This window comes from Klebsiella michiganensis (assembly GCA_000963575.1).
Lineage (GTDB): Bacteria > Pseudomonadota > Gammaproteobacteria > Enterobacterales > Enterobacteriaceae > Cedecea > Cedecea michiganensis_A.
On sequence record CP011077.1, the window covers coordinates 3,598,913 to 3,616,824 of the forward strand.

Sequence of the window (17,912 nt, forward strand, 5' to 3'; positions counted from 1 at the left end):
ATATTAAAAAAACAGCAATAAATGCAGAAAATATGTTCTAACGCAATAAACAGCGAAATATAAACAATTTTATAGCGGTAGCCGGGCGTCCCTGCCCGGCTTTCTCAGACGACAAACTGGCGGAAAAGCGCCTTGCCTTTCAGTAAACGAACGCCCAGCCAGCCGCCACACAGCGACAGCAATATCGCCCCGGTCACCGGCAGCACTACCCACAGACGCAAATCAGGCTCCCAGGGGAAGTCGAACACCCGCGTTTGCAGCACGCCAAGTGCCGTTTCAGCGCCGATGGCCGCCACCAGGCCGGATACCAGCCCCAGCACGGCAAACTCACACCACAGCGTGGTTCTGAGCAGTTTTTTCCCCGCCCCCAGCGTCCGGTAAACCACCAGTTCCTGATGACGCTGGCGCATGCCAACCTGCACCTGAGCCAGAAGCAGCAGGAGGCCGCAGGCGGTCACCAGCACTACCATCACCTCAAGCGCGCGGCTGACCTGCTCCAGCACCTGGTCGATTTGTTTCAGGATAGCCCCGATATCCAGCAGGCTGACGGTCGGGAACTCACGGTTAAGCTGGGTCAGCAGGCCATTACTCCCCTCCCAGCGGAAGCTGGTGAGCCAGCTCTGCGGCTGCCCGTCCAGCGCCCCCGGCGGGAAAATGAAGTAGAAGTTTGGCCGCAGGCTTTCCCAGTCCACTTTGCGCAGGCTGGTCACCTTCGCGGTGAAGTCCTGGGTATCTCCCATGAAGGTCACGCTGTCGCCGAGCCTGATGTTCAGCCGCTTCGCCACGCCGTCGTCCATTGACACTTCCCCGGCCTTCGGCGGCCAGCTTCCCGCCAGGATCGGGTTATGATCCGGCCTCTGGCTCTGCCAGGTCAGATTCAGCTCGCGGTTCAGCGCCTCGTCCGGGTTACCCTCGGTGGACTGGCCGTTAATCGCCGTCATCCGCGCCCGCACGATGGGGTAGAACGAATCCGGGATCACCTGATGGTCGGCAAGGAAGGTTTTCACCGGCTGAACCTGCTCCGGGGCAATGTTCACCAGGAAGTAGTTCGGGCTTTCCGGCGGCAGCTGCTGCTGCCATCTGTCCAGCAAATCGCCCCGCAGCACGAGCAGCAGCGCCAGCAGCATAAACGACAGCGAGAACGCCGCCAGCTGGCTGAGCGTCGCCCACGGCTGGCGCAGCAGGCGGTTGACCGCCAGGCGCAGGGCCAGGTTTTTTAGCGTCAGTTTCTTAAGCAGCTTCAGGACGCCCCAGCCGACGAGGCCGCACAGCGCCGCCAGCACCAGCGTACCCGCCAGCACCGCCCACAGCAGCGCACTGCCGCCCATGAGCAACGCCAGCAGCAGCACCACTACGACGCTTATCACCGGCAGATAAATCTTCAGCGGCCAGACGTTGGCCACGGCGTCACGGCGCAGCACGCGCAGTGGCTGAGTGGCCAGCAGCAGCCGGTACGGCCGCAGCCCCACCAGCACCGAAATAGTGACCATGGCCCCGACAGCCCACACCCACGGCCAGAGGCTCGCCGGCGGCAACGCGGCAGGCAACACCGGCTTCAACAGCTGCATCAGCGCGGCTTCAAACAGCAACCCGACGGCTCCCCCGGCAATCGCCGAGAGCACCAGCACCATCAGCCACTGGCCGATAATCAGCTTCCGCAGCGCCGCCCTGCCCGCCCCCAGGGTTTTCAGAATAGCCACCAGATCGTAGCGGCTGCGGCAGTAGTGGCTCATCGCCACGGCAATCGCCGCCACGGCCAGCAGCAGCGTCAGCAGAGCGGAAAGCAGCAGGAACTGCTGAGAACGTTCCAGGGATTTGCCCAGGGCGCCTTCGTCCTGCTCCATGCCAATCCAGCGCTGCTCCGGCTTCAGCTTCGGCAGCAGAAAATTTTCGTACTGCGCTAGCTGCTGCGGGTTGCCGCCAAATTTGTAGCGCCAGCTGATGCGGCTCCCGGGCTGCACCGCCCCGGTCTTCTCAACGTCGGCCAGGTTCATCATCAGGCGGGGCGCAATCTGGAACGGGTTAAACCCGGCGTCCGGCTCCTGAATCACCTGCCCGGCAATGCGCAGCGTGGCATCGCCCACGTCAATATTGTCGCCCACTTTCAGGTTGAGCAACGCCAGCAGGCGAGGCGCAAGGAGCGCGGTACCCGGCTCGGGCTTCAGGCCCGGCGGGTTGGTTTCCAGCTCGCCGTACATCGGGTAAACGCCATCCACCGCTTTCACATCGGCCAACTGCGGCGTGTCACCGGCAAAGGTCATGGTGGCGAAGCTCAGCTGTTTGCCGACCTTTAAGCCATCGCTTTGGGCCTGGGTCAGCCACTCGTCCGGTACGGCACGCGCGCTACGCAACGTCCGATCGCCCGCCATATACTCGCGGCTTTGCTGGCTGAGGCCTTTTTCCATTCTGTCGCTGATGCTGCCGAGCGCCAGCACGCAGGCCACCGCCAGGCTCAGCGCCAGCCAGACAATCAGCAGCGAGGGGGAGCGCCACTCGCGCCAGAACCAGCGGGCTATCATGCTTCCTCCCACAATTTGCCTTCGCGCAGCCTCAACCGGCGGTCACAGCGGGCCGCAAGCTGCTCGTCGTGGGTGACCAGGATAAGCGTGGTGGCGAAATCACGGTTGAGGGAAAACAGCAGGTCTGCGATGCGGTCCCCGGTTTGCCTGTCGAGGTTGCCGGTGGGCTCGTCGGCAAACAGCACGCCCGGTTTGCCGTTAAACGCCCGAGCCAGCGCCACGCGCTGCTGCTCGCCCCCGGAGAGTTGTGCCGGCAAGTGATCCAGCCGTTTGCCTAAGCCCAGTTGTTCCAGCAGCGCTTTAGCCTGCGCGCGGCTGGACGAACTGTTTTCACCGCGCAGCAGCGAGGGAAGCTCCACGTTTTCCAGGGCATTAAGGGTGGGCACCAGCATAAAGGACTGAAATACAAACCCGACGTTACTGGCGCGCAGCGCCGCCCTCGCCTCTTCATCCATGCTGTGCAGCGGCTGCCCGCAAAGGTGGACTTCGCCGTCCGTGCCGTCATCGAGCCCGGCCAGAATCGCCAGCAGCGTGGACTTGCCCGATCCCGACTCGCCAATCAGGGCGATGGTTTCGGCCGGTTTGACAACCAGCTCAACTCCGGTAAGGATGGAAAGCTCGTGTTCACCCTGACCCACGGACTTACTAAGATGATGAACTTCAACAATGTTTTCCGCTGGCATTTGCCCTTCCTGTTTCTGGCTTTGATGACTTTCCGCGCCGCTGCGGCGGACACGTTATTGATTTTAGGCGATAGTCTGAGCGCCGGTTACCGTATGGCGGCCACCAGCGCCTGGCCCGCACTGCTGGATGCCAAATGGCAGCCGCAGGGTACAAAAGTCGTGAATGCGAGCATCAGCGGTGATACCGCGGCGCAGGGCCTGGCTCGCCTGCCGGCGCTGCTAAAACAGCATCAGCCCCGCTGGGTGCTGGTGGAGCTTGGCGGCAACGATGGCCTGCGGGGGTTCCAGCCTCAAGAGGTAGAAAAAACCCTTAACCAGGTCATCACCGATGTGAAGGCCGCCAATGCCCAACCGCTGCTGATGCAAATTCGCCTGCCCGCCAACTACGGACGCCGCTATAATGAGGCGTTTAGCGCTATTTATCCGCAGCTTGCCAAAGAGTTTGATATTCCTTTGCTCCCGTTCTTTATGGAGGAGGTCTATCTGAAACCGCAATGGATGCAGGATGACGGCATTCACCCTAATCGGGATGCTCAGCCGTTTATCGCCGACTGGATGGCGACGCGGCTGACTCCGTTACTCTCTAAATAATCGGCGTCGCAGCGTCAGGCATGACGAGATAGTTAAACACGACTGATAAATAATCGGGGCGCCCTTCGGGTAAAGTTATGCAAAAATCTGTTTTAATTACAGGCTGCTCCAGCGGGATTGGCTTAGCCAGCGCGCAGGAGTTACAGAAGCTTGGCTATAACATTCTCGCCGCCTGCCGCAAACCGGCAGACGTAGAGCGTATGAATCAGCTTGGGTTTACCGGCATTCAGCTCGATCTTGATGATCCGGAAAGCGTCAAACGCGCCGCCGCCGAAGTGATTGCCATCACCGGCAACCGCCTGTACGGGCTGTTTAATAACGGCGGTTACGGCGTGTATGGCCCGCTGAACGCCATCTCCCGTGAACAGCTTGAGCAGCAGTTCTCCACCAACTTCTTCGGCACGCACCAGCTCACCATGCTGCTGCTGCCGGCCATGCAGCCTCATCAGGAAGGCCGCATCGTGATGACCAGTTCGGTAATGGGGCTGATTTCCACGCCGGGGCGCGGAGCCTACGCCGCCAGTAAATATGCGCTGGAAGCCTGGTCGGACGCGCTGCGCATGGAGCTTCGCCACAGCGGGATTAAAGTCAGCCTGATTGAGCCGGGGCCAATCCGCACCCGCTTCACCGATAACGTCAATCAAACCCAGAGCGACAAGCCGGTAGAGAACCCCGGCATCGCCGCCCGGTTTACCCTCGGCCCGGAGGCGGTGGTGGCCAAAGTGCGCCATGCTTTTGAAAGCCCAAGGCCGAAGTTGCGCTATCCGGTGACCGTGGTGACCCACGTTATAACCGTGCTGCGCCGCCTGCTGCCAGCGTGCGTAATGGACAAAATTTTACGGAGCTGAGTTGAAGTCCCGGCCTCAGCCCCCATGTAAAAAAACAAATGCTTAACAGAGAATCGCCCATGTCCGCAGAAAACATTATCAACATTACTGAAGCGAACCTGCACCAGACGCTGGAACAGTCCATGGCTAAACCCGTGCTGTTTTATTTCTGGTCTGCCCGCAGCCAGCATTGCGAGCAGTTAACGCCGGTACTGGACAAGCTCGCCGCCCAATACAGCGGCCAGTTTATTCTCGCCAAAGTTGACTGTGACGCCGAGCAGATGGTGGCCTCGCAGTTTGGCCTGCGCTCTATTCCTACCGTATACCTCTTCCAGAATGGTCAGCCGGTAGACGGCTTCCAGGGGCCGCAGCCGGAAGAAGCGATTCGCGCCCTGCTCGACAAAGTGCTGCCGCGGGAAGAAGAGCTGAAAGCCCAGCAGGCCGTAGAACTGATGCAGGAAGGCAAACACGCCGAAGCCCTGCCGCTGCTGAAAGATGCGTGGCAGCTGTCCGGCCAGAATAGCGAAATTGGCCTGCTGCTGGCGGAAGTACAGATTGCCCTGAACCGCAGCGAAGACGCCGAAGCGGTGCTGAAAACCGTGCCTCTGCAGGACCAGGACACCCGCTATCAGGCGCTGGTTTCCCAGATTGAGCTGCTGAAACAGGCTGCCGACACGCCGGAAATTCAGCAGTTGCAGCAGCAGGTACAAAACGAGCCGGACAACGCCCAGCTCGCCAGTCAGCTAGCGCTGCAGCTTCATCAGGTTGGCCGGAATGAAGAAGCGCTGGAGCTGCTTTATACCCATCTGAAAAAAGACCTGGGTGCCGCCGACGGCCAGGCGCGCAAGATGATGATGGAGATTCTGGCCGCGCTGGGCACCGGTGACGCGCTGGCATCCAAATATCGCCGCCAGATTTATGCGTTGATGTATTAATCTGCTAAAAACAAAAGGCCGGATATTCCGGCCTTTTTTTATCGGTAAACGCGGATCCCGCCGTCCACGCCGTTCGGGCTCAGCAGCACCTGCCAAAGCTGAATATTCCGCGCGCGAAATGCGCCGGCACAGGCGTTCAGATAATAGGTAAACATCCGTTTGAAACGCTCGTCATAATTACGCGAGATATTAGGCCAGCAGCGGAGAAAATTATCGTACCAGGCCATCAGCGTTCTGTCGTAATCCGCCCCGATATTGTGCCAGTCTTCCATAATAAAATGTTTTTCACTGGCGCTGGCGATATGGCGCACCGAGGGTAAACAGCCGTTAGGGAATATGTACTTATTGATCCACGGGTCGACGTTTAAATCCGTTTCATTTGAACCAATGGTATGCAGCAGGAAAAGGCCATCAGGTTTTAAATTACGCGCAGCGACTGCAAAATAGGTGTTGTAGTTTTTCGGTCCGACGTGCTCGAACATGCCGACGGAAACAATGCGATCAAATTTGCTGTTGAGGTCGCGATAGTCCTGCAGCAGGATCTCCACGTCCAGACCCCGGCAGCGATCCTGCGCCATTTTTTGCTGTTCCGCCGAAATGGTCACGCCGACGACGGAGACGCCATATTCCTGCGCCGCATATTGCGCCAGGCCGCCCCAGCCGCAGCCGATATCCAGCAGCTTCATGCCCGCTTTTAGCTGCAGTTTTTCGCAGATCATATGCAGCTTGTTACGCTGGGCCTCTGCCAGATTGCCCGCCTCTTTCCAGTAACCGCAGGAATATTGCATATAGGGATCGAGCATCGCGGCAAACAGATCGTTACCAATATCGTAATGCTCTTTGCCGACTATCCAGGCCCGCTTACGGGACTGCAAATTAAACACTCTGGCCCCGGCGATACGCAGCAGGTCGGAGACATGCTTCGGCATTTTGCTGTCCAGACCGTGGCGCAAAATATGGGTAAATAAAATATCCAGCCGGTCGCAGTCCCACCAGCCGTCCATATAGCTTTCCCCCAGGCCGAGAGAACCTTCCTGTAATATTCGCTTGAAGAAGTCTGGATTGTTCACCCGAATATCTGCCGGGCCGTTGCCGTCAATATCAATCGCCATGGGTGAAATTAATTCTTCCACGATTTTCTGCCAGTGGCTGTTATTCGCCTGATGCTGCTCAGCTATTATTGTCCCCATTGCTTCCTCACCGGGATAAGTGTTCTTGCCAAATACCGCCCGCCTGATAACGCGGGCTGCCGAAGCATTCGATACTACGCCTGCGAACACCATGCGTGAAATGAACTTACTCCATGAAAATCATTCCATTAAGGAATGATAAAAAGGAAAGCAGCAATTAATTCTCATCGGGCACAGGTATGTTGCTGAATGTTTCAGGTTAAGCAGTTAGACTGAGTACAAAACAAACAGGAGGTGTTTTTGATGCTTATCGTGATCCCCGTATTAATTCTCGTGGCGCTGGTGATTGTGGCGGCCGGGGTAAAAATCGTGCCCCAGGGCTTTCAATGGACCGTCGAACGCTTTGGCCGCTATACCAAAACCCTGATGCCAGGCCTGAATCTTGTGGTGCCGTTTATGGATCGCGTGGGCCGCAAGATCAACATGATGGAACAGGTGCTCGACATCCCTTCCCAGGAAGTCATTTCTAAAGATAACGCCAACGTCGCCATTGACGCCGTGTGCTTTATTCAGGTGGTTGACGCCCCGCGCGCCGCCTATGAAGTCAGCAACCTTGAGCTGGCGATAATCAACCTGACGATGACCAACATCCGTACCGTGCTCGGCTCGATGGAGCTGGATGAGATGTTGTCCCAGCGCGACAACATCAACACCCGCCTGCTGCACATTGTGGATGAAGCCACCAACCCGTGGGGCATTAAAATCACCCGTATCGAAATCCGCGACGTGCGGCCACCGGCCGAGCTGATTGATGCCATGAACGCCCAGATGAAAGCCGAACGAACCAAGCGCGCCTACATTCTTGAAGCCGAAGGGATCCGTCAGGCGGAGATCGTCAAAGCTGAAGGTGAGAAGCAGTCGAAGATCCTGAAAGCCGAAGGTGAGCGTCAGTCTGCCTTCCTCGAGGCGGAAGCCCGCGAGCGTAGCGCTGAGGCAGAAGCCCGCGCCACGCAGATGGTGTCCGAAGCTATCGCGAAAGGGGATATTCAGGCGGTGAACTACTTCGTCGCCCAGAAATACACCGACGCGCTGCAGCAAATCGGGTCGGCCAATAACAGCAAAGTGGTACTGATGCCGCTGGATGCCTCCAGCCTGATGGGCTCCATCGCCGGGATCAGCGAACTTATCGCCCAGAGCGGTACCGAGCGTAAAAAATGATCGACAGCATTCTCGCGCACCCACACGTCTTCTGGCTTGCGCTTGGCGGACTGCTGCTGGCGGCGGAGATGCTCGGCGCCAGCGGCTATTTGCTGTGGAGCGGCGTGGCGGCGGTCATCACCGGCCTGCTGGTCTGGCTGCTGCCCCTCGGCTGGGAAACGCAGGGCGTCTGTTTTGCCCTGCTGACGCTGGTCGCCGCCTTTCTCTGGTGGCGCTGGCTGTCCAGCCGCAAGCAGCAAATTCCGGGTGAAGTGCTCAACCAACGTGGTCAGCAGCTGGTTGGCCGCCGTTTCCGCCTGGAAGCGGCGCTGGTCAACGGCCGGGGACATGTGCGCGTGGCCGACAGCAGCTGGCCAGTGACCGCCGATGAAGATTTACCGGCGGGCTGTGAGGTTGTGGTGCTGGCCGTGGAAGGCATTACGCTAAAAATTAAAGCGGTTTAGTTTATCTCGTGGCGATGGCAGCAGCCGGCAAGATTGTCGATGATCGGGCAATCGGCGCTGTCATCGCCCGGGCAGGCATCTGCCAGGGTGAGCAAATGCTGGCGCATATTCTGCAGCTCAATAATGTGCCGCTCGATATCCGCGACTTTCTGCAAGGTACGCGCTTTCACGTCCGCGCTGTGCCTGGCCGGATCGTTAAACAGGCTCACCAGTTCTTTGCACTCTTCCAGATTAAACCCGACCTGACGGGCCTGGCGCAGCAGCGTCAGCTCATCGAGATGCTTTTGCGTATAGCTGCGGTAGCCGTTGTCGGCGCGAAACGGCGGCGTGACCAGCCCTTTCTCTTCGTAAAAACGAATCGCCTTGCTGGTTAGCCCGGTTTTTTTCGCCACATCGCTAATATTCATTTTTGCTCCTTGACCTTCCCCTTGATGGAAGGTTTAACCTCTCTCATAGTTAACCGAATCATCCTTTCGGTCAATATTTCACCTCACCATCATACAGGAGTCTCGCGATGTCACACATTGTGGATCTGAATCTGGATGGCCTGACCTGCGGCCACTGTGTTAAACGCGTCAAAGAGAGCCTCGAACAGCGTGCAGACGTTGAACAGGCTGAAGTCACCCAAACCCACGCCCGCGTCACCGGCAGCGCTACGCCGGAAGCGTTAGTGGAAACCGTCCAACAAGCGGGATACGGCGCAGAAGTCGCCAGCCACCCAAAGGCTGAACCGCTGGCAGAGTCATCAACTCCGTCGGAAGCACTGACAGCGGTCGCCCCTTCGCTTCCGGCAGCGTCTACCGACGATGACAGCCAGCAGTTGCTGATCGGCGGTATGAGCTGCGCCAGCTGCGTCTCCCGGGTGCAAAATGCCTTACAAAATGTACCGGGCGTCAGCCAGGCACGGGTTAACCTTGCGGAGCGCAGTGCGCTGGTGATGGGCACCGCCTCCGCTGAATCGCTGGTCAAAGCCGTGGAAAATGCCGGCTACGGTGCCGAAGCGATTGAAGACGACAGGAAACGCCGCGAGCGCCAGCAAGAAACGGCGAACGCCGCCATGAAACGCTTCCGCTGGCAGGCGATTGTCGCCCTCGCCGTCGGGATCCCGGTGATGGTCTGGGGCATGCTCGGCGACAACATGATGGTCACCGAGAGCAACCGCTCCCTGTGGCTGACCATCGGCATCATTACCCTTGCGGTGATGGTTTTTGCCGGCGGCCATTTTTACCGTAGCGCCTGGCGCAGCCTGATGAACCGTGCTGCCACCATGGATACCCTCGTCGCCCTCGGCACCGGCGCGGCCTGGCTCTACTCGATTACCGTGAATATCTGGCCGCAGCACTTCCCGATGGAAGCCCGCCACCTCTACTACGAGGCCAGCGCGATGATCATCGGCCTGATAAACCTCGGCCATATGCTGGAGCAGCGCGCACGTCAGCGCTCTTCTAAAGCCCTTGAACGCCTGCTGGACCTGACGCCGCCGACCGCGCGAGTGGTGACGGAAGAAGGCGAGAAAACTTTACCGCTGGCGGAAGTCACCGCCGGAATGACGCTGCGCCTGACCACCGGCGACCGCGTGCCGGTTGACGGGGAAATCACCCAGGGTGAGGCCTGGTTCGATGAAGCCATGCTCACCGGCGAACCGGTCCCGATGCAAAAATCGAACGGCGACGGTGTTCATGCCGGTACCGTGGTGCAGGACGGCAGCGTGCTGTTCACCGCCACCGCAACCGGGAGCCATACCACGCTGTCGCGCATTATCCGCATGGTTCGACAGGCGCAGAGCAGCAAGCCGGAGATTGGCCAGCTTGCGGATAAAATTTCTGCCGTGTTTGTGCCGGTCGTCGTCGCTATCGCGCTGATCAGCGCCGCCATTTGGTACTTCGTCGGCCCTGCCCCGCAAATTGTTTACACCCTGGTCATTGCCACCACGGTGCTGATTATCGCCTGCCCTTGCGCCCTGGGCCTTGCCACGCCGATGTCGATTATTTCAGGCGTGGGCCGTGCCGCCGAGTTTGGCGTTTTGGTTCGTGATGCCGATGCCCTGCAGCGCGCCAGCACGCTGGATACCGTGGTCTTTGACAAAACCGGCACGCTGACCGAAGGCAAACCGCAGGTGGTTGCCGTGGAAACCCGCGCCGGGGTGGATGAAGCGCAGGCTATACGTCTGGCAGCCGCGCTTGAGCAGGGTTCAAGCCACCCGCTGGCTCGCGCCATTATTGAAAAAGCAGGCAGTTCAACGCTGCCGGAAGTGACGTCGTTCCGTACTTTGCGTGGGCTTGGCGTCAGCGGTGACGTGGACGGGCACAAACTGCTGCTGGGCAACAAAGCGTTGCTCGACGAGCAGGGGGTGGACACCCGGTCGCTTGCCGACAGCATTGATGCTCAGGCTCGCCTGGGCGCAACCCCGGTCCTGCTGGCGGTAGACGGCCAGCTCATGGCGCTGTTGGCCATACGCGACCCGCTTCGCAGCGACAGCGTCAGGGCGCTCCAGCGCCTGCACCGCAACGGCTATCGCCTGGTCATGCTCACCGGCGATAACCCGGTGACCGCCAACGCTATCGCCAAAGAGGTTGGCATTGATGAGGTGATTGCGGGCGTGCTGCCGGACGGCAAAGCTGACGCCATCAAACAGCTACAGCTGCAGGGCCGCCAGGTGGCGATGGTCGGCGACGGCATTAACGATGCCCCGGCGCTGGCTCAGGCCGAGGTGGGGATTGCCATGGGCGGCGGCAGTGACGTCGCCATTGAAACTGCCGCCATTACCCTGATGCGCCATAGCCTGATGGGCGTTGCCGACGCGCTGGCCATTTCCAAAGCCACGCTGCGGAACATGAAGCAAAACCTGATGGGGGCGTTCGTGTACAACTCGCTTGGCATTCCAATTGCCGCCGGCGTGCTCTACCCGCTGACCGGCACGCTGCTCAACCCGGTGGTGGCCGGCGCTGCGATGGCGCTGTCTTCCATCACCGTGGTCAGTAACGCCAACCGCCTGCTGCGCTTTAAACCGAAAGACTAACCTTTCTGCGGCCTTCTTCTCCTTTTGAGCGGAAGGCCGACTTTTTACTTTCCCCTTCCAGCCCAGGGCGTTAGCATGGCTTTTTAGCCAGGGAATCGCGATATGGGTTTGTTCCAACGTCTTAGCGCACTGCTTTCCAGCCTGACCGCCTCCACTTATCCCTGGCCTGCCCTTGATATCACGCTCCCCGGCAAGCGCCATTTGCACCTCGTGGGCAGCATTCATATGGGCACCCGGGACATGGCTCCGCTTTCCGCCCGCCTGGTGGACAAACTTCGCGCGGCAGATGCGCTGATCGTCGAGGCGGACATCCGCTCAGGCGATTCGCCGTTCAGTGAAATTGCTGAAGACATTGCCCTGGAATCACGTATGGCGCCGGGTGATTACCAGCAGGTGCTGAGCCTGTGCGGCGAGTTAGGTATTTCGCCGGGCAGCATTGAACACCAGCCGGCATGGCAGGTGGCGTTGATTTTACAGGCCCACCAGGCGCAGCGCCTTGGCCTTCGCCCTGACTACGGCATCGACTATCAGCTGCTGGAAGCCGCACAGCGCTATGGCGTGCCGGTCACCGAGCTGGAAGGCGCACAAAGTCAGATAGATCTGCTGAAGGGGTTGCCTGAGGGCGGGCTGCCGCTGCTGAATGACACGCTGGAGCACTGGCACACCAACGCCCGGCTGCTGCAGATAATGATTGGCTGGTGGCTGGAAACGCCGCCGCAGCAGGGCAACATTGCGTTACCCAACACCTTTGGCGACGAGCTATATGACGTGTTAATGCATCGGCGAAACCGCCAGTGGCAGGCGTTTCTCCAACAGCTGCCCGCCGGGCGCTACGTGGTTGCCGTCGGGGCATTGCACCTGTACGGCGAAGGTAACCTGCCGGAAATGCTAAAAAAAGGGTAAAAAAATGGCCAATATTTCTATTGGCCCGTCAAAGAGGAATTTCATTTATTATTCTGTTTATCCCGGCTGCCGAAGCAACCGAAGCTGAATTGTCGCTCAATGTGATGGTTAACGCCATCACTATTGTGTAGCGCTATATTACTCGTCAAGTATATCACTATGATTACTATTTTGTGCGTTTTCAAAACAACGAATAAAGAAGGAAACCATGACTCCCGCGGTAAAACTCCTCGAAAAAAACAAAATCAGCTTTCAAATTCATGCCTATGAGCACGATCCGCTGGAAACCAACTTTGGGGACGAAGTGGTCCGTAAGCTGGGGCTGAATGCCGACCAGGTGTATAAAACGCTGCTGGTCGCGCTCAATGGCGACATGAAACACCTGGCCGTGGCGGTGACGCCGGTAGCCGGGCAACTCGATCTGAAAAAGGTCGCGAAAGCGCTGGGCGTGAAGAAAGTTGAAATGGCGGACCCGATGGTGGCGCAGCGGATCACCGGTTATCTGGTGGGCGGCATCAGCCCGCTGGGGCAGAAAAAGCGCCTGCCAACGGTGATTGATGCGCCGGCCCAGGCGTTCGCCAGCATCTACATTTCCGGGGGCAAGCGCGGGCTGGATATTGAACTCGCGGCAAACGACCTGGCGAAGCTGCTGGATGCCAGCTTCGCCGATATCGCCCGCCGCGATTAACGCTTAGTTCCAGCTTACCTCGCCCTTAGGTTGGTAAGCATTTACGTCCAGCGGGGAGTTCTGTTCGATGTACTGTTTCAGGACTTCCGCATCCACAAAACCGGTGTTGACGTACCCCGGCTTTTTATCGATTTCCGGGTAACCGTCGCCGCCGGTGCCGTTGAAGCTCAGCGTGGCCATGCGGTAGGTTTTGGCCGGATCAATCGGCTGGTCTTTGATTTTCAGGTTGCTCAGCTTGCCGCCGGTTGAGGTGAAGCTGACGTTAGAGAACTGCGGGTAAGCGCCAGAGTCCGGGGTTTTCTGCGCCACCGCCGTCAGGTATTCCTCAACGTCTTTGCCGTTCATGTCGATATAAACCACGGTATTACCGAACGGCTGCACCTTTAGCACATCTTTATAGGTAATATTCCCGGCTTCGATGGAATCACGCACGCCGCCGCCGCTCATTACCGCAAAGTCCGCGTTGGTTCGCGCCATCTGTGCCGCCAGCAATACGCGCGCCAGGTTAGTCTGCACAAAGCGTACTTTGCTGCGGTCTCCTTCCAGATACCCGTTCACGCTGCCCACTTTCACCTTCAGCGCGGCCTGGCCTTTGTTCTGGAACGGCGTCAGCAGGGAGAGCATCTGCTGATTTTCAGCGATTTCTGGCGTGTAAAGTACGCGCTCACTTTGCCCGTTGTCGTAGGTGATTTTCTTTTTCAGGTTAATCGGGATCAACTGATAGTGCACCAGTTTCATCTCGCCGTTGCGGAACTCAAAGTCCGCCCGTCCGACGTATTTCCCCCACTCATGCGCCTGCACAATCCAGGTGCCGTTTTGCCTGTCCGGCGCGCAAGGCGTGCCCGGCACATAATCTTTCTGCTTCTGATTTTCCTGCGCCATGCAGACCGGATCCTGTGAGTGACCACCCACAATCATCGTCAGCGCCCCGGCAGGCAGGCTTCTTGCCATTTCGACATCCCCCGGCGCATTTGAGCCGTGGTTGCCGTCGTCGTAGTGGCCCATATGGGTCGCGGCAATAATCACGTCAGGTTTTTCGGTGCCCTGCAGTTCCTGAATCACCAGTTTGGCTTCATCCGCAGGCTTACGGAATTCGATATCGGTGAAATATTCCGGGTTACCGATTTTGGCCGTGTCGTCAGTGGTCAGACCGATAACCGCCACTTTGATACCCTGAGGTTTAAAAATCGCGTAGGGCTTAAACAGGCGCTCGCCGGTGCTTTTTTGATAAATGTTGGCGGACAGCAGCGGGAACTTCGCCCATTTTTCCTGCTGACGCAGCACGGATAGCGGGTTGTCGAACTCATGGTTACCGACGGCCATGGCGTCATAGCCAATCAGGCTCATGCCGCGAAAGTCCGGTTCTGCATCCTGCAGGTCGGATTCCGGCACGCCGGTGTTGATATCACCGCCTGACAGCAATAACACGCTGCCGCCCTCGGCTGCGACCTCTTTACGCACGCTGTCGACCAGCGTTTTTTGCGCCGCCAGGCCGTACTCCGAGTACTCGTTGCGCCAGAAGTGGCCGTGATGATCGTTAGTGTGAAGAATGGTAATTTTATAGGTCTTGTCTTTTTCCCAGGCCAGCGCTGAAGCGCTGGTTAAACTCAATGCCACCAGCAGCGCCGTGGTTATTGTTTTAGCAGCAAACCGCATTGCAAATCTCCATGTCAAAATGTAACTGCGCAGAAATAACAGATAGCCATCAGGATAGACAGCTATCTTTTCCGAAATGCGACTTTCTTCAAATCCCCTGCGCGAGTATGTTAGCAGGGTAAGAATTTCTTCCGGACGATTTCCTGCGTCGCCCGCTCTAAAAACAATAACCGTTCGTACAGGTAATTATGGCAAGCTCTCAAACCCTCACCCAGCCGGGCACGCCCCCGGAGCAAAAAAAAGCGCGCACCGCATTTGGGATCCTCGGCGCTATAAGCCTCTCCCACCTGCTCAACGACATGATTCAGTCGCTGATTCTGGCTATCTACCCGCTGCTACAGGCCGAGTTTTCCCTGAGCTTTATGCAAATCGGGATGATAACCCTGACCTTCCAGCTCTCTTCATCGTTGCTGCAGCCGCTGGTGGGCTACTACACCGATAAATACCCGATGCCGTGGTCGCTGCCGGTAGGCATGTGCTTTACCCTTTGCGGGCTGGTGCTGCTGGCGCTGGCGGGCAGCTTCCCCGCAGTGCTGGTAGCAGCGGCGCTGGTAGGCACCGGCTCGTCAGTATTCCACCCTGAGTCCTCGCGCGTGGCGCGTATGGCATCCGGTGGCCGCCACGGGCTTGCGCAGTCGCTCTTCCAGGTAGGCGGCAACTTCGGCAGTTCTCTCGGGCCATTGCTGGCAGCGATTATTATCGCGCCTTACGGCAAAGGTAACGTGGCCTGGTTCGTGCTCGCAGCCCTGCTGGCTATCGTGGTTCTGCTACAAATTAGCCGCTGGTACGCCGCTCAGCATAAAATCGCAAAAAGCCGCCCTGCCGCGCCGGTGGTCAACCCACTGCCGCGCAACAAAGTTATTCTGGCGGTCTCTATTTTGCTGCTGCTGATCTTCTCTAAATACTTCTATATGGCGAGCATCAGCAGCTACTTCACCTTCTACCTGATGCAAAAATTCGGATTATCCGTACAAAATGCCCAGTTCCACCTGTTCGCCTTCCTGTTTGCCGTCGCGGCGGGGACGGTGATCGGCGGTCCCGTGGGGGATAAAATTGGCAGAAAATACGTGATTTGGGGCTCTATCCTCGGCGTTGCGCCATTTACGCTTGTTTTACCCTACGCATCACTTTACTGGACGGGCGTCCTGACGGTCATCATTGGCTTTATTTTGGCCTCCGCTTTCTCGGCTATCCTGGTGTATGCCCAGGAGCTACTTCCTGGCCGTATCGGTATGGTTTCAGGGCTCTTTTTCGGATTTGCCTTTGGGATGGGTGGCCTTGGCGCCGCCGTGCTCGGGTTAATTGCTGACCATACAAGCATCGAGTTGGTCTACAAAATATGTGCCTTCCTGCCGTTACTCGGCATTATGACAATATTCCTGCCCGATAATCGCCACAAAGCGTAGATTTTAGCGGCCAAAGTATTGCTTTGGCCGCCTCCTGTCGCCATATCCTTCTGGTTGTCACCCCACATAACTGACTTAAATGCTACTCAGGACGTTTTTTTTATCGAAATGCGTTTTTTATTAAAAATTCAACAATTATTCATAAACGTCGATAAAGAAATTGTCATAAACTGTGTAACAGAACGTTTTGGAACATCGGCCAACCAAAGGAGACGGAATGCATCACGCCACACCGCTTATCACCACCATTGTTGGTGGTCTCGTGCTCGCTTTTTTACTGGGTATGCTGGCTAACAAGCTGCGCATATCTCCGCTGGTGGGCTATTTATTAGCTGGCGTGCTGGCTGGACCTTTCACTCCAGGTTTTGTTGCTGATACCAAACTTGCCCCTGAGCTGGCGGAATTAGGCGTGATTCTGCTGATGTTCGGCGTCGGGCTGCATTTTTCATTGAAGGATTTGATGGCGGTAAAGGCCATCGCCATCCCCGGTGCAATCGCGCAGATTGGCGTCGCGACGCTGCTGGGCATGGCGCTCTCCTGGCTGATGGGCTGGTCGTTGATGACCGGTATCGTCTTCGGGCTTTGTTTGTCGACGGCAAGTACCGTCGTGCTGCTGCGCGCCCTTGAAGAAAGGCAGCTAATTGATACCCAGCGAGGGCAAATTGCCATCGGCTGGCTGATTGTCGAAGATCTGGTGATGGTGCTTACCCTGGTGCTGCTGCCCGCCGTCGCCGGCATGATGGAAAAAGGCAACGTCGGGCTGGTTTCCCTCAGCCTGGATATGGCAATCACCATCGGGAAGGTCGCGGCGTTTATCGCTCTGATGATGCTGGTTGGCCGCCGCCTGGTGCCGTGGATTCTGGCACGTAGCGCAGCGACAGGCTCCCGTGAACTGTTCACCCTCTCCGTGCTGGCGCTGGCGCTGGGTATCGCCTTTGGCGCGGTTGAATTATTTGACGTCTCCTTTGCGCTGGGCGCCTTCTTTGCCGGTATGGTGTTGAATGAGTCCGAGCTGAGCCACCGCGCGGCGCACGACACGTTGCCGCTGCGAGACGCCTTTGCAGTGCTGTTCTTTGTTTCCGTCGGCATGCTGTTTGATCCGCTGATTCTGATTCAGGAACCGCTGGCGGTGCTGGGCACGCTGGCCATCATCATCTTCGGTAAATCGCTGGCCGCGTTCCTGCTGGTGCGCATGTTTGGCCACTCCCAGCGTACCGCGCTGACCATCGCCACCAGCCTCGCGCAAATCGGTGAGTTCGCCTTTATCCTGGCCGGCCTCGGCATGGCGCTCAACCTGCTGCCACAAACCGGGCAAAATCTGGTGCTGGCGGGCGCAATCCTGTCGATTATGCTGAACCCGATTCTGTTTGCCATCCTTGAGCGCTACCTTGAGAAAACAGAAACCCTGGACGAGCAGACGCTGGAAGAGGCTATCGAGGAAGAGAAGCAAATCCCGGTGGATATCTGCAACCACGCGCTGCTGGTCGGCTATGGCCGCGTCGGCAGCCTGCTTGGCGAAAAGCTGCTTGCCGAAGGCATACCATTGGTCGTGATTGAAACCTCCCGCAGCCGCGTTGACGACCTGCGCGAGCGCGGTATCCGCGCCGTGCTGGGCAATGCCGCTAACGAAGAGATCATGAATCTGGCGCATCTGGACTGCGCCCGCTGGCTGCTGCTGACTATCCCTAACGGCTACGAGGCGGGTGAAATCGTCGCGATGGCCAGAGCAAAATGCCCGGATATCGAAATCATCGCCCGCGCGCACTACGACGACGAAGTGGATTACATCACCGAGCGTGGGGCTAATCAGGTCGTCATGGGAGAAAGGGAGATTGCCAATACCATGCTGGGGCTGCTGGTGCCGCCGGTGGCACAGGAAGTAGTGACAGGTTAA

15 protein-coding genes are annotated in these 17,912 nt (G+C 58.0%); 10 read left to right on the forward strand and 5 right to left on the reverse strand.

The features are described from left to right. Positions 1–104 precede the first annotated feature (104 nt). Complete coding sequence (locus tag VW41_16580; GenBank protein AJZ90524.1) at positions 105–2,519, reverse strand: sugar ABC transporter permease; 2,415 nt, start codon at positions 2,517–2,519, stop codon at positions 105–107. Continuing rightward, positions 2,516–3,202, reverse strand: a complete 687-nt coding sequence (locus tag VW41_16585) for an ABC transporter ATP-binding protein (GenBank protein AJZ90525.1) — start codon at positions 3,200–3,202, stop codon at positions 2,516–2,518. The genes VW41_16580 and VW41_16585 overlap by 4 nt, the downstream gene beginning before the upstream one ends. On the opposite strand from VW41_16585, the gene VW41_16590 reads away from it, so the two are divergent. The 3 genes from VW41_16590 (at position 3,170) to VW41_16600 (ending at position 5,555) form a co-directional block, all read left to right on the forward strand. After that, positions 3,170–3,793 (forward strand): acyl-CoA thioesterase, encoded by a 624-nt coding sequence (locus VW41_16590; GenBank protein AJZ92008.1) that lies wholly within the window; start codon positions 3,170–3,172, stop codon positions 3,791–3,793. The two genes, VW41_16585 and VW41_16590, sit on opposite strands and share 33 nt — an antisense overlap. Positions 3,794–3,870: 77 nt before the next feature. Further along, positions 3,871–4,641, forward strand: a complete 771-nt coding sequence (locus VW41_16595; GenBank protein ID AJZ90526.1) for an oxidoreductase — start codon at positions 3,871–3,873, stop codon at positions 4,639–4,641. Between the two features lie 59 nt (positions 4,642–4,700). Continuing rightward, positions 4,701–5,555: a hypothetical protein gene (locus VW41_16600; GenBank protein AJZ90527.1), complete on the forward strand. Its 855-nt coding sequence runs from the start codon at positions 4,701–4,703 to the stop codon at positions 5,553–5,555. A 38-nt stretch (positions 5,556–5,593) separates the two neighbouring features. Here VW41_16600 and VW41_16605 read toward each other — a convergent pair whose 3' ends face one another. Further along, positions 5,594–6,745: a cyclopropane fatty acyl phospholipid synthase gene (locus tag VW41_16605; GenBank protein AJZ90528.1), complete on the reverse strand. Its 1,152-nt coding sequence runs from the start codon at positions 6,743–6,745 to the stop codon at positions 5,594–5,596. Between the two features lie 243 nt (positions 6,746–6,988). On the opposite strand from VW41_16605, the gene VW41_16610 reads away from it, so the two are divergent. Together VW41_16610 and VW41_16615 are read left to right on the forward strand one after the other, a co-directional pair. Beyond that, a complete protein-coding gene (locus tag VW41_16610; GenBank protein AJZ90529.1) occupies positions 6,989–7,903 on the forward strand; it encodes a protease in 915 nt (304 codons plus the stop codon). Beyond that, positions 7,900–8,346, forward strand: a complete 447-nt coding sequence (locus VW41_16615; protein ID AJZ90530.1) for a membrane protein — start codon at positions 7,900–7,902, stop codon at positions 8,344–8,346. The genes VW41_16610 and VW41_16615 overlap by 4 nt, the downstream gene beginning before the upstream one ends. On the opposite strand, the gene VW41_16620 is transcribed toward VW41_16615, so the two are convergent. Continuing rightward, a complete protein-coding gene (locus VW41_16620) occupies positions 8,343–8,753 on the reverse strand; it encodes a transcriptional regulator (GenBank protein ID AJZ90531.1) in 411 nt (136 codons plus the stop codon). The genes VW41_16615 and VW41_16620 overlap by 4 nt on opposite strands. A 107-nt stretch (positions 8,754–8,860) precedes the next feature. On the opposite strand from VW41_16620, the gene copA reads away from it, so the two are divergent. The 3 genes from copA to VW41_16635 all read left to right on the forward strand — a co-directional run bounded on the left by copA (position 8,861) and on the right by VW41_16635 (position 12,956). After that, positions 8,861–11,365: a copper-transporting ATPase gene (copA, locus tag VW41_16625; protein ID AJZ90532.1), complete on the forward strand. Its 2,505-nt coding sequence runs from the start codon at positions 8,861–8,863 to the stop codon at positions 11,363–11,365. Between the two features lie 102 nt (positions 11,366–11,467). Next, the gene (locus tag VW41_16630) at positions 11,468–12,268 is read left to right on the forward strand and encodes a conjugal transfer protein TraB (GenBank protein ID AJZ90533.1); all 801 of its coding nucleotides are present in this window, start codon (positions 11,468–11,470) and stop codon (positions 12,266–12,268) included. A 208-nt stretch (positions 12,269–12,476) separates the two neighbouring features. Continuing rightward, positions 12,477–12,956 (forward strand): hypothetical protein, encoded by a 480-nt coding sequence (locus tag VW41_16635; protein ID AJZ90534.1) that lies wholly within the window; start codon positions 12,477–12,479, stop codon positions 12,954–12,956. Positions 12,957–12,959: 3 nt separating this feature from the next. Here VW41_16635 and ushA read toward each other — a convergent pair whose 3' ends face one another. Then, on the reverse strand, positions 12,960–14,612 hold the full coding sequence (ushA, locus tag VW41_16640; GenBank protein AJZ90535.1) for a 5'-nucleotidase: 1,653 nt from the start codon (positions 14,610–14,612) through the stop codon (positions 12,960–12,962). Positions 14,613–14,800: 188 nt separating this feature from the next. Between ushA and VW41_16645 the strand changes: the two genes are divergently transcribed. Next, positions 14,801–16,018 carry a Fosmidomycin resistance protein gene (locus VW41_16645; protein ID AJZ90536.1) on the forward strand — a complete coding sequence of 406 codons (1,218 nt, stop codon included), beginning with the start codon at positions 14,801–14,803 and terminating at the stop codon, positions 16,016–16,018. 217 nt (positions 16,019–16,235) lie between these two features. Next, positions 16,236–17,912: a cation:proton antiport protein gene (locus tag VW41_16650; GenBank protein AJZ90537.1), complete on the forward strand. Its 1,677-nt coding sequence runs from the start codon at positions 16,236–16,238 to the stop codon at positions 17,910–17,912.

Coding starts and splice junctions, on each gene's coding strand:
- VW41_16580 (AJZ90524.1), bottom strand. CDS start 2,519: ATGATAGCCCGCTGGTTCTGGCGCGAGTGGCGCTCCCCCTCGCTGCTG.
- VW41_16590 (AJZ92008.1), top strand. CDS start 3,170: ATGATGAACTTCAACAATGTTTTCCGCTGGCATTTGCCCTTCCTGTTT.
- VW41_16585 (AJZ90525.1), bottom strand. CDS start 3,202: ATGCCAGCGGAAAACATTGTTGAAGTTCATCATCTTAGTAAGTCCGTG.
- VW41_16595 (AJZ90526.1), top strand. CDS start 3,871: ATGCAAAAATCTGTTTTAATTACAGGCTGCTCCAGCGGGATTGGCTTA.
- VW41_16600 (AJZ90527.1), top strand. CDS start 4,701: ATGTCCGCAGAAAACATTATCAACATTACTGAAGCGAACCTGCACCAG.
- VW41_16605 (AJZ90528.1), bottom strand. CDS start 6,745: ATGGGGACAATAATAGCTGAGCAGCATCAGGCGAATAACAGCCACTGG.
- VW41_16610 (AJZ90529.1), top strand. CDS start 6,989: ATGCTTATCGTGATCCCCGTATTAATTCTCGTGGCGCTGGTGATTGTG.
- VW41_16615 (AJZ90530.1), top strand. CDS start 7,900: ATGATCGACAGCATTCTCGCGCACCCACACGTCTTCTGGCTTGCGCTT.
- VW41_16620 (AJZ90531.1), bottom strand. CDS start 8,753: ATGAATATTAGCGATGTGGCGAAAAAAACCGGGCTAACCAGCAAGGCG.
- copA (AJZ90532.1), top strand. CDS start 8,861: ATGTCACACATTGTGGATCTGAATCTGGATGGCCTGACCTGCGGCCAC.
- VW41_16630 (AJZ90533.1), top strand. CDS start 11,468: ATGGGTTTGTTCCAACGTCTTAGCGCACTGCTTTCCAGCCTGACCGCC.
- VW41_16635 (AJZ90534.1), top strand. CDS start 12,477: ATGACTCCCGCGGTAAAACTCCTCGAAAAAAACAAAATCAGCTTTCAA.
- ushA (AJZ90535.1), bottom strand. CDS start 14,612: ATGCGGTTTGCTGCTAAAACAATAACCACGGCGCTGCTGGTGGCATTG.
- VW41_16645 (AJZ90536.1), top strand. CDS start 14,801: ATGGCAAGCTCTCAAACCCTCACCCAGCCGGGCACGCCCCCGGAGCAA.
- VW41_16650 (AJZ90537.1), top strand. CDS start 16,236: ATGCATCACGCCACACCGCTTATCACCACCATTGTTGGTGGTCTCGTG.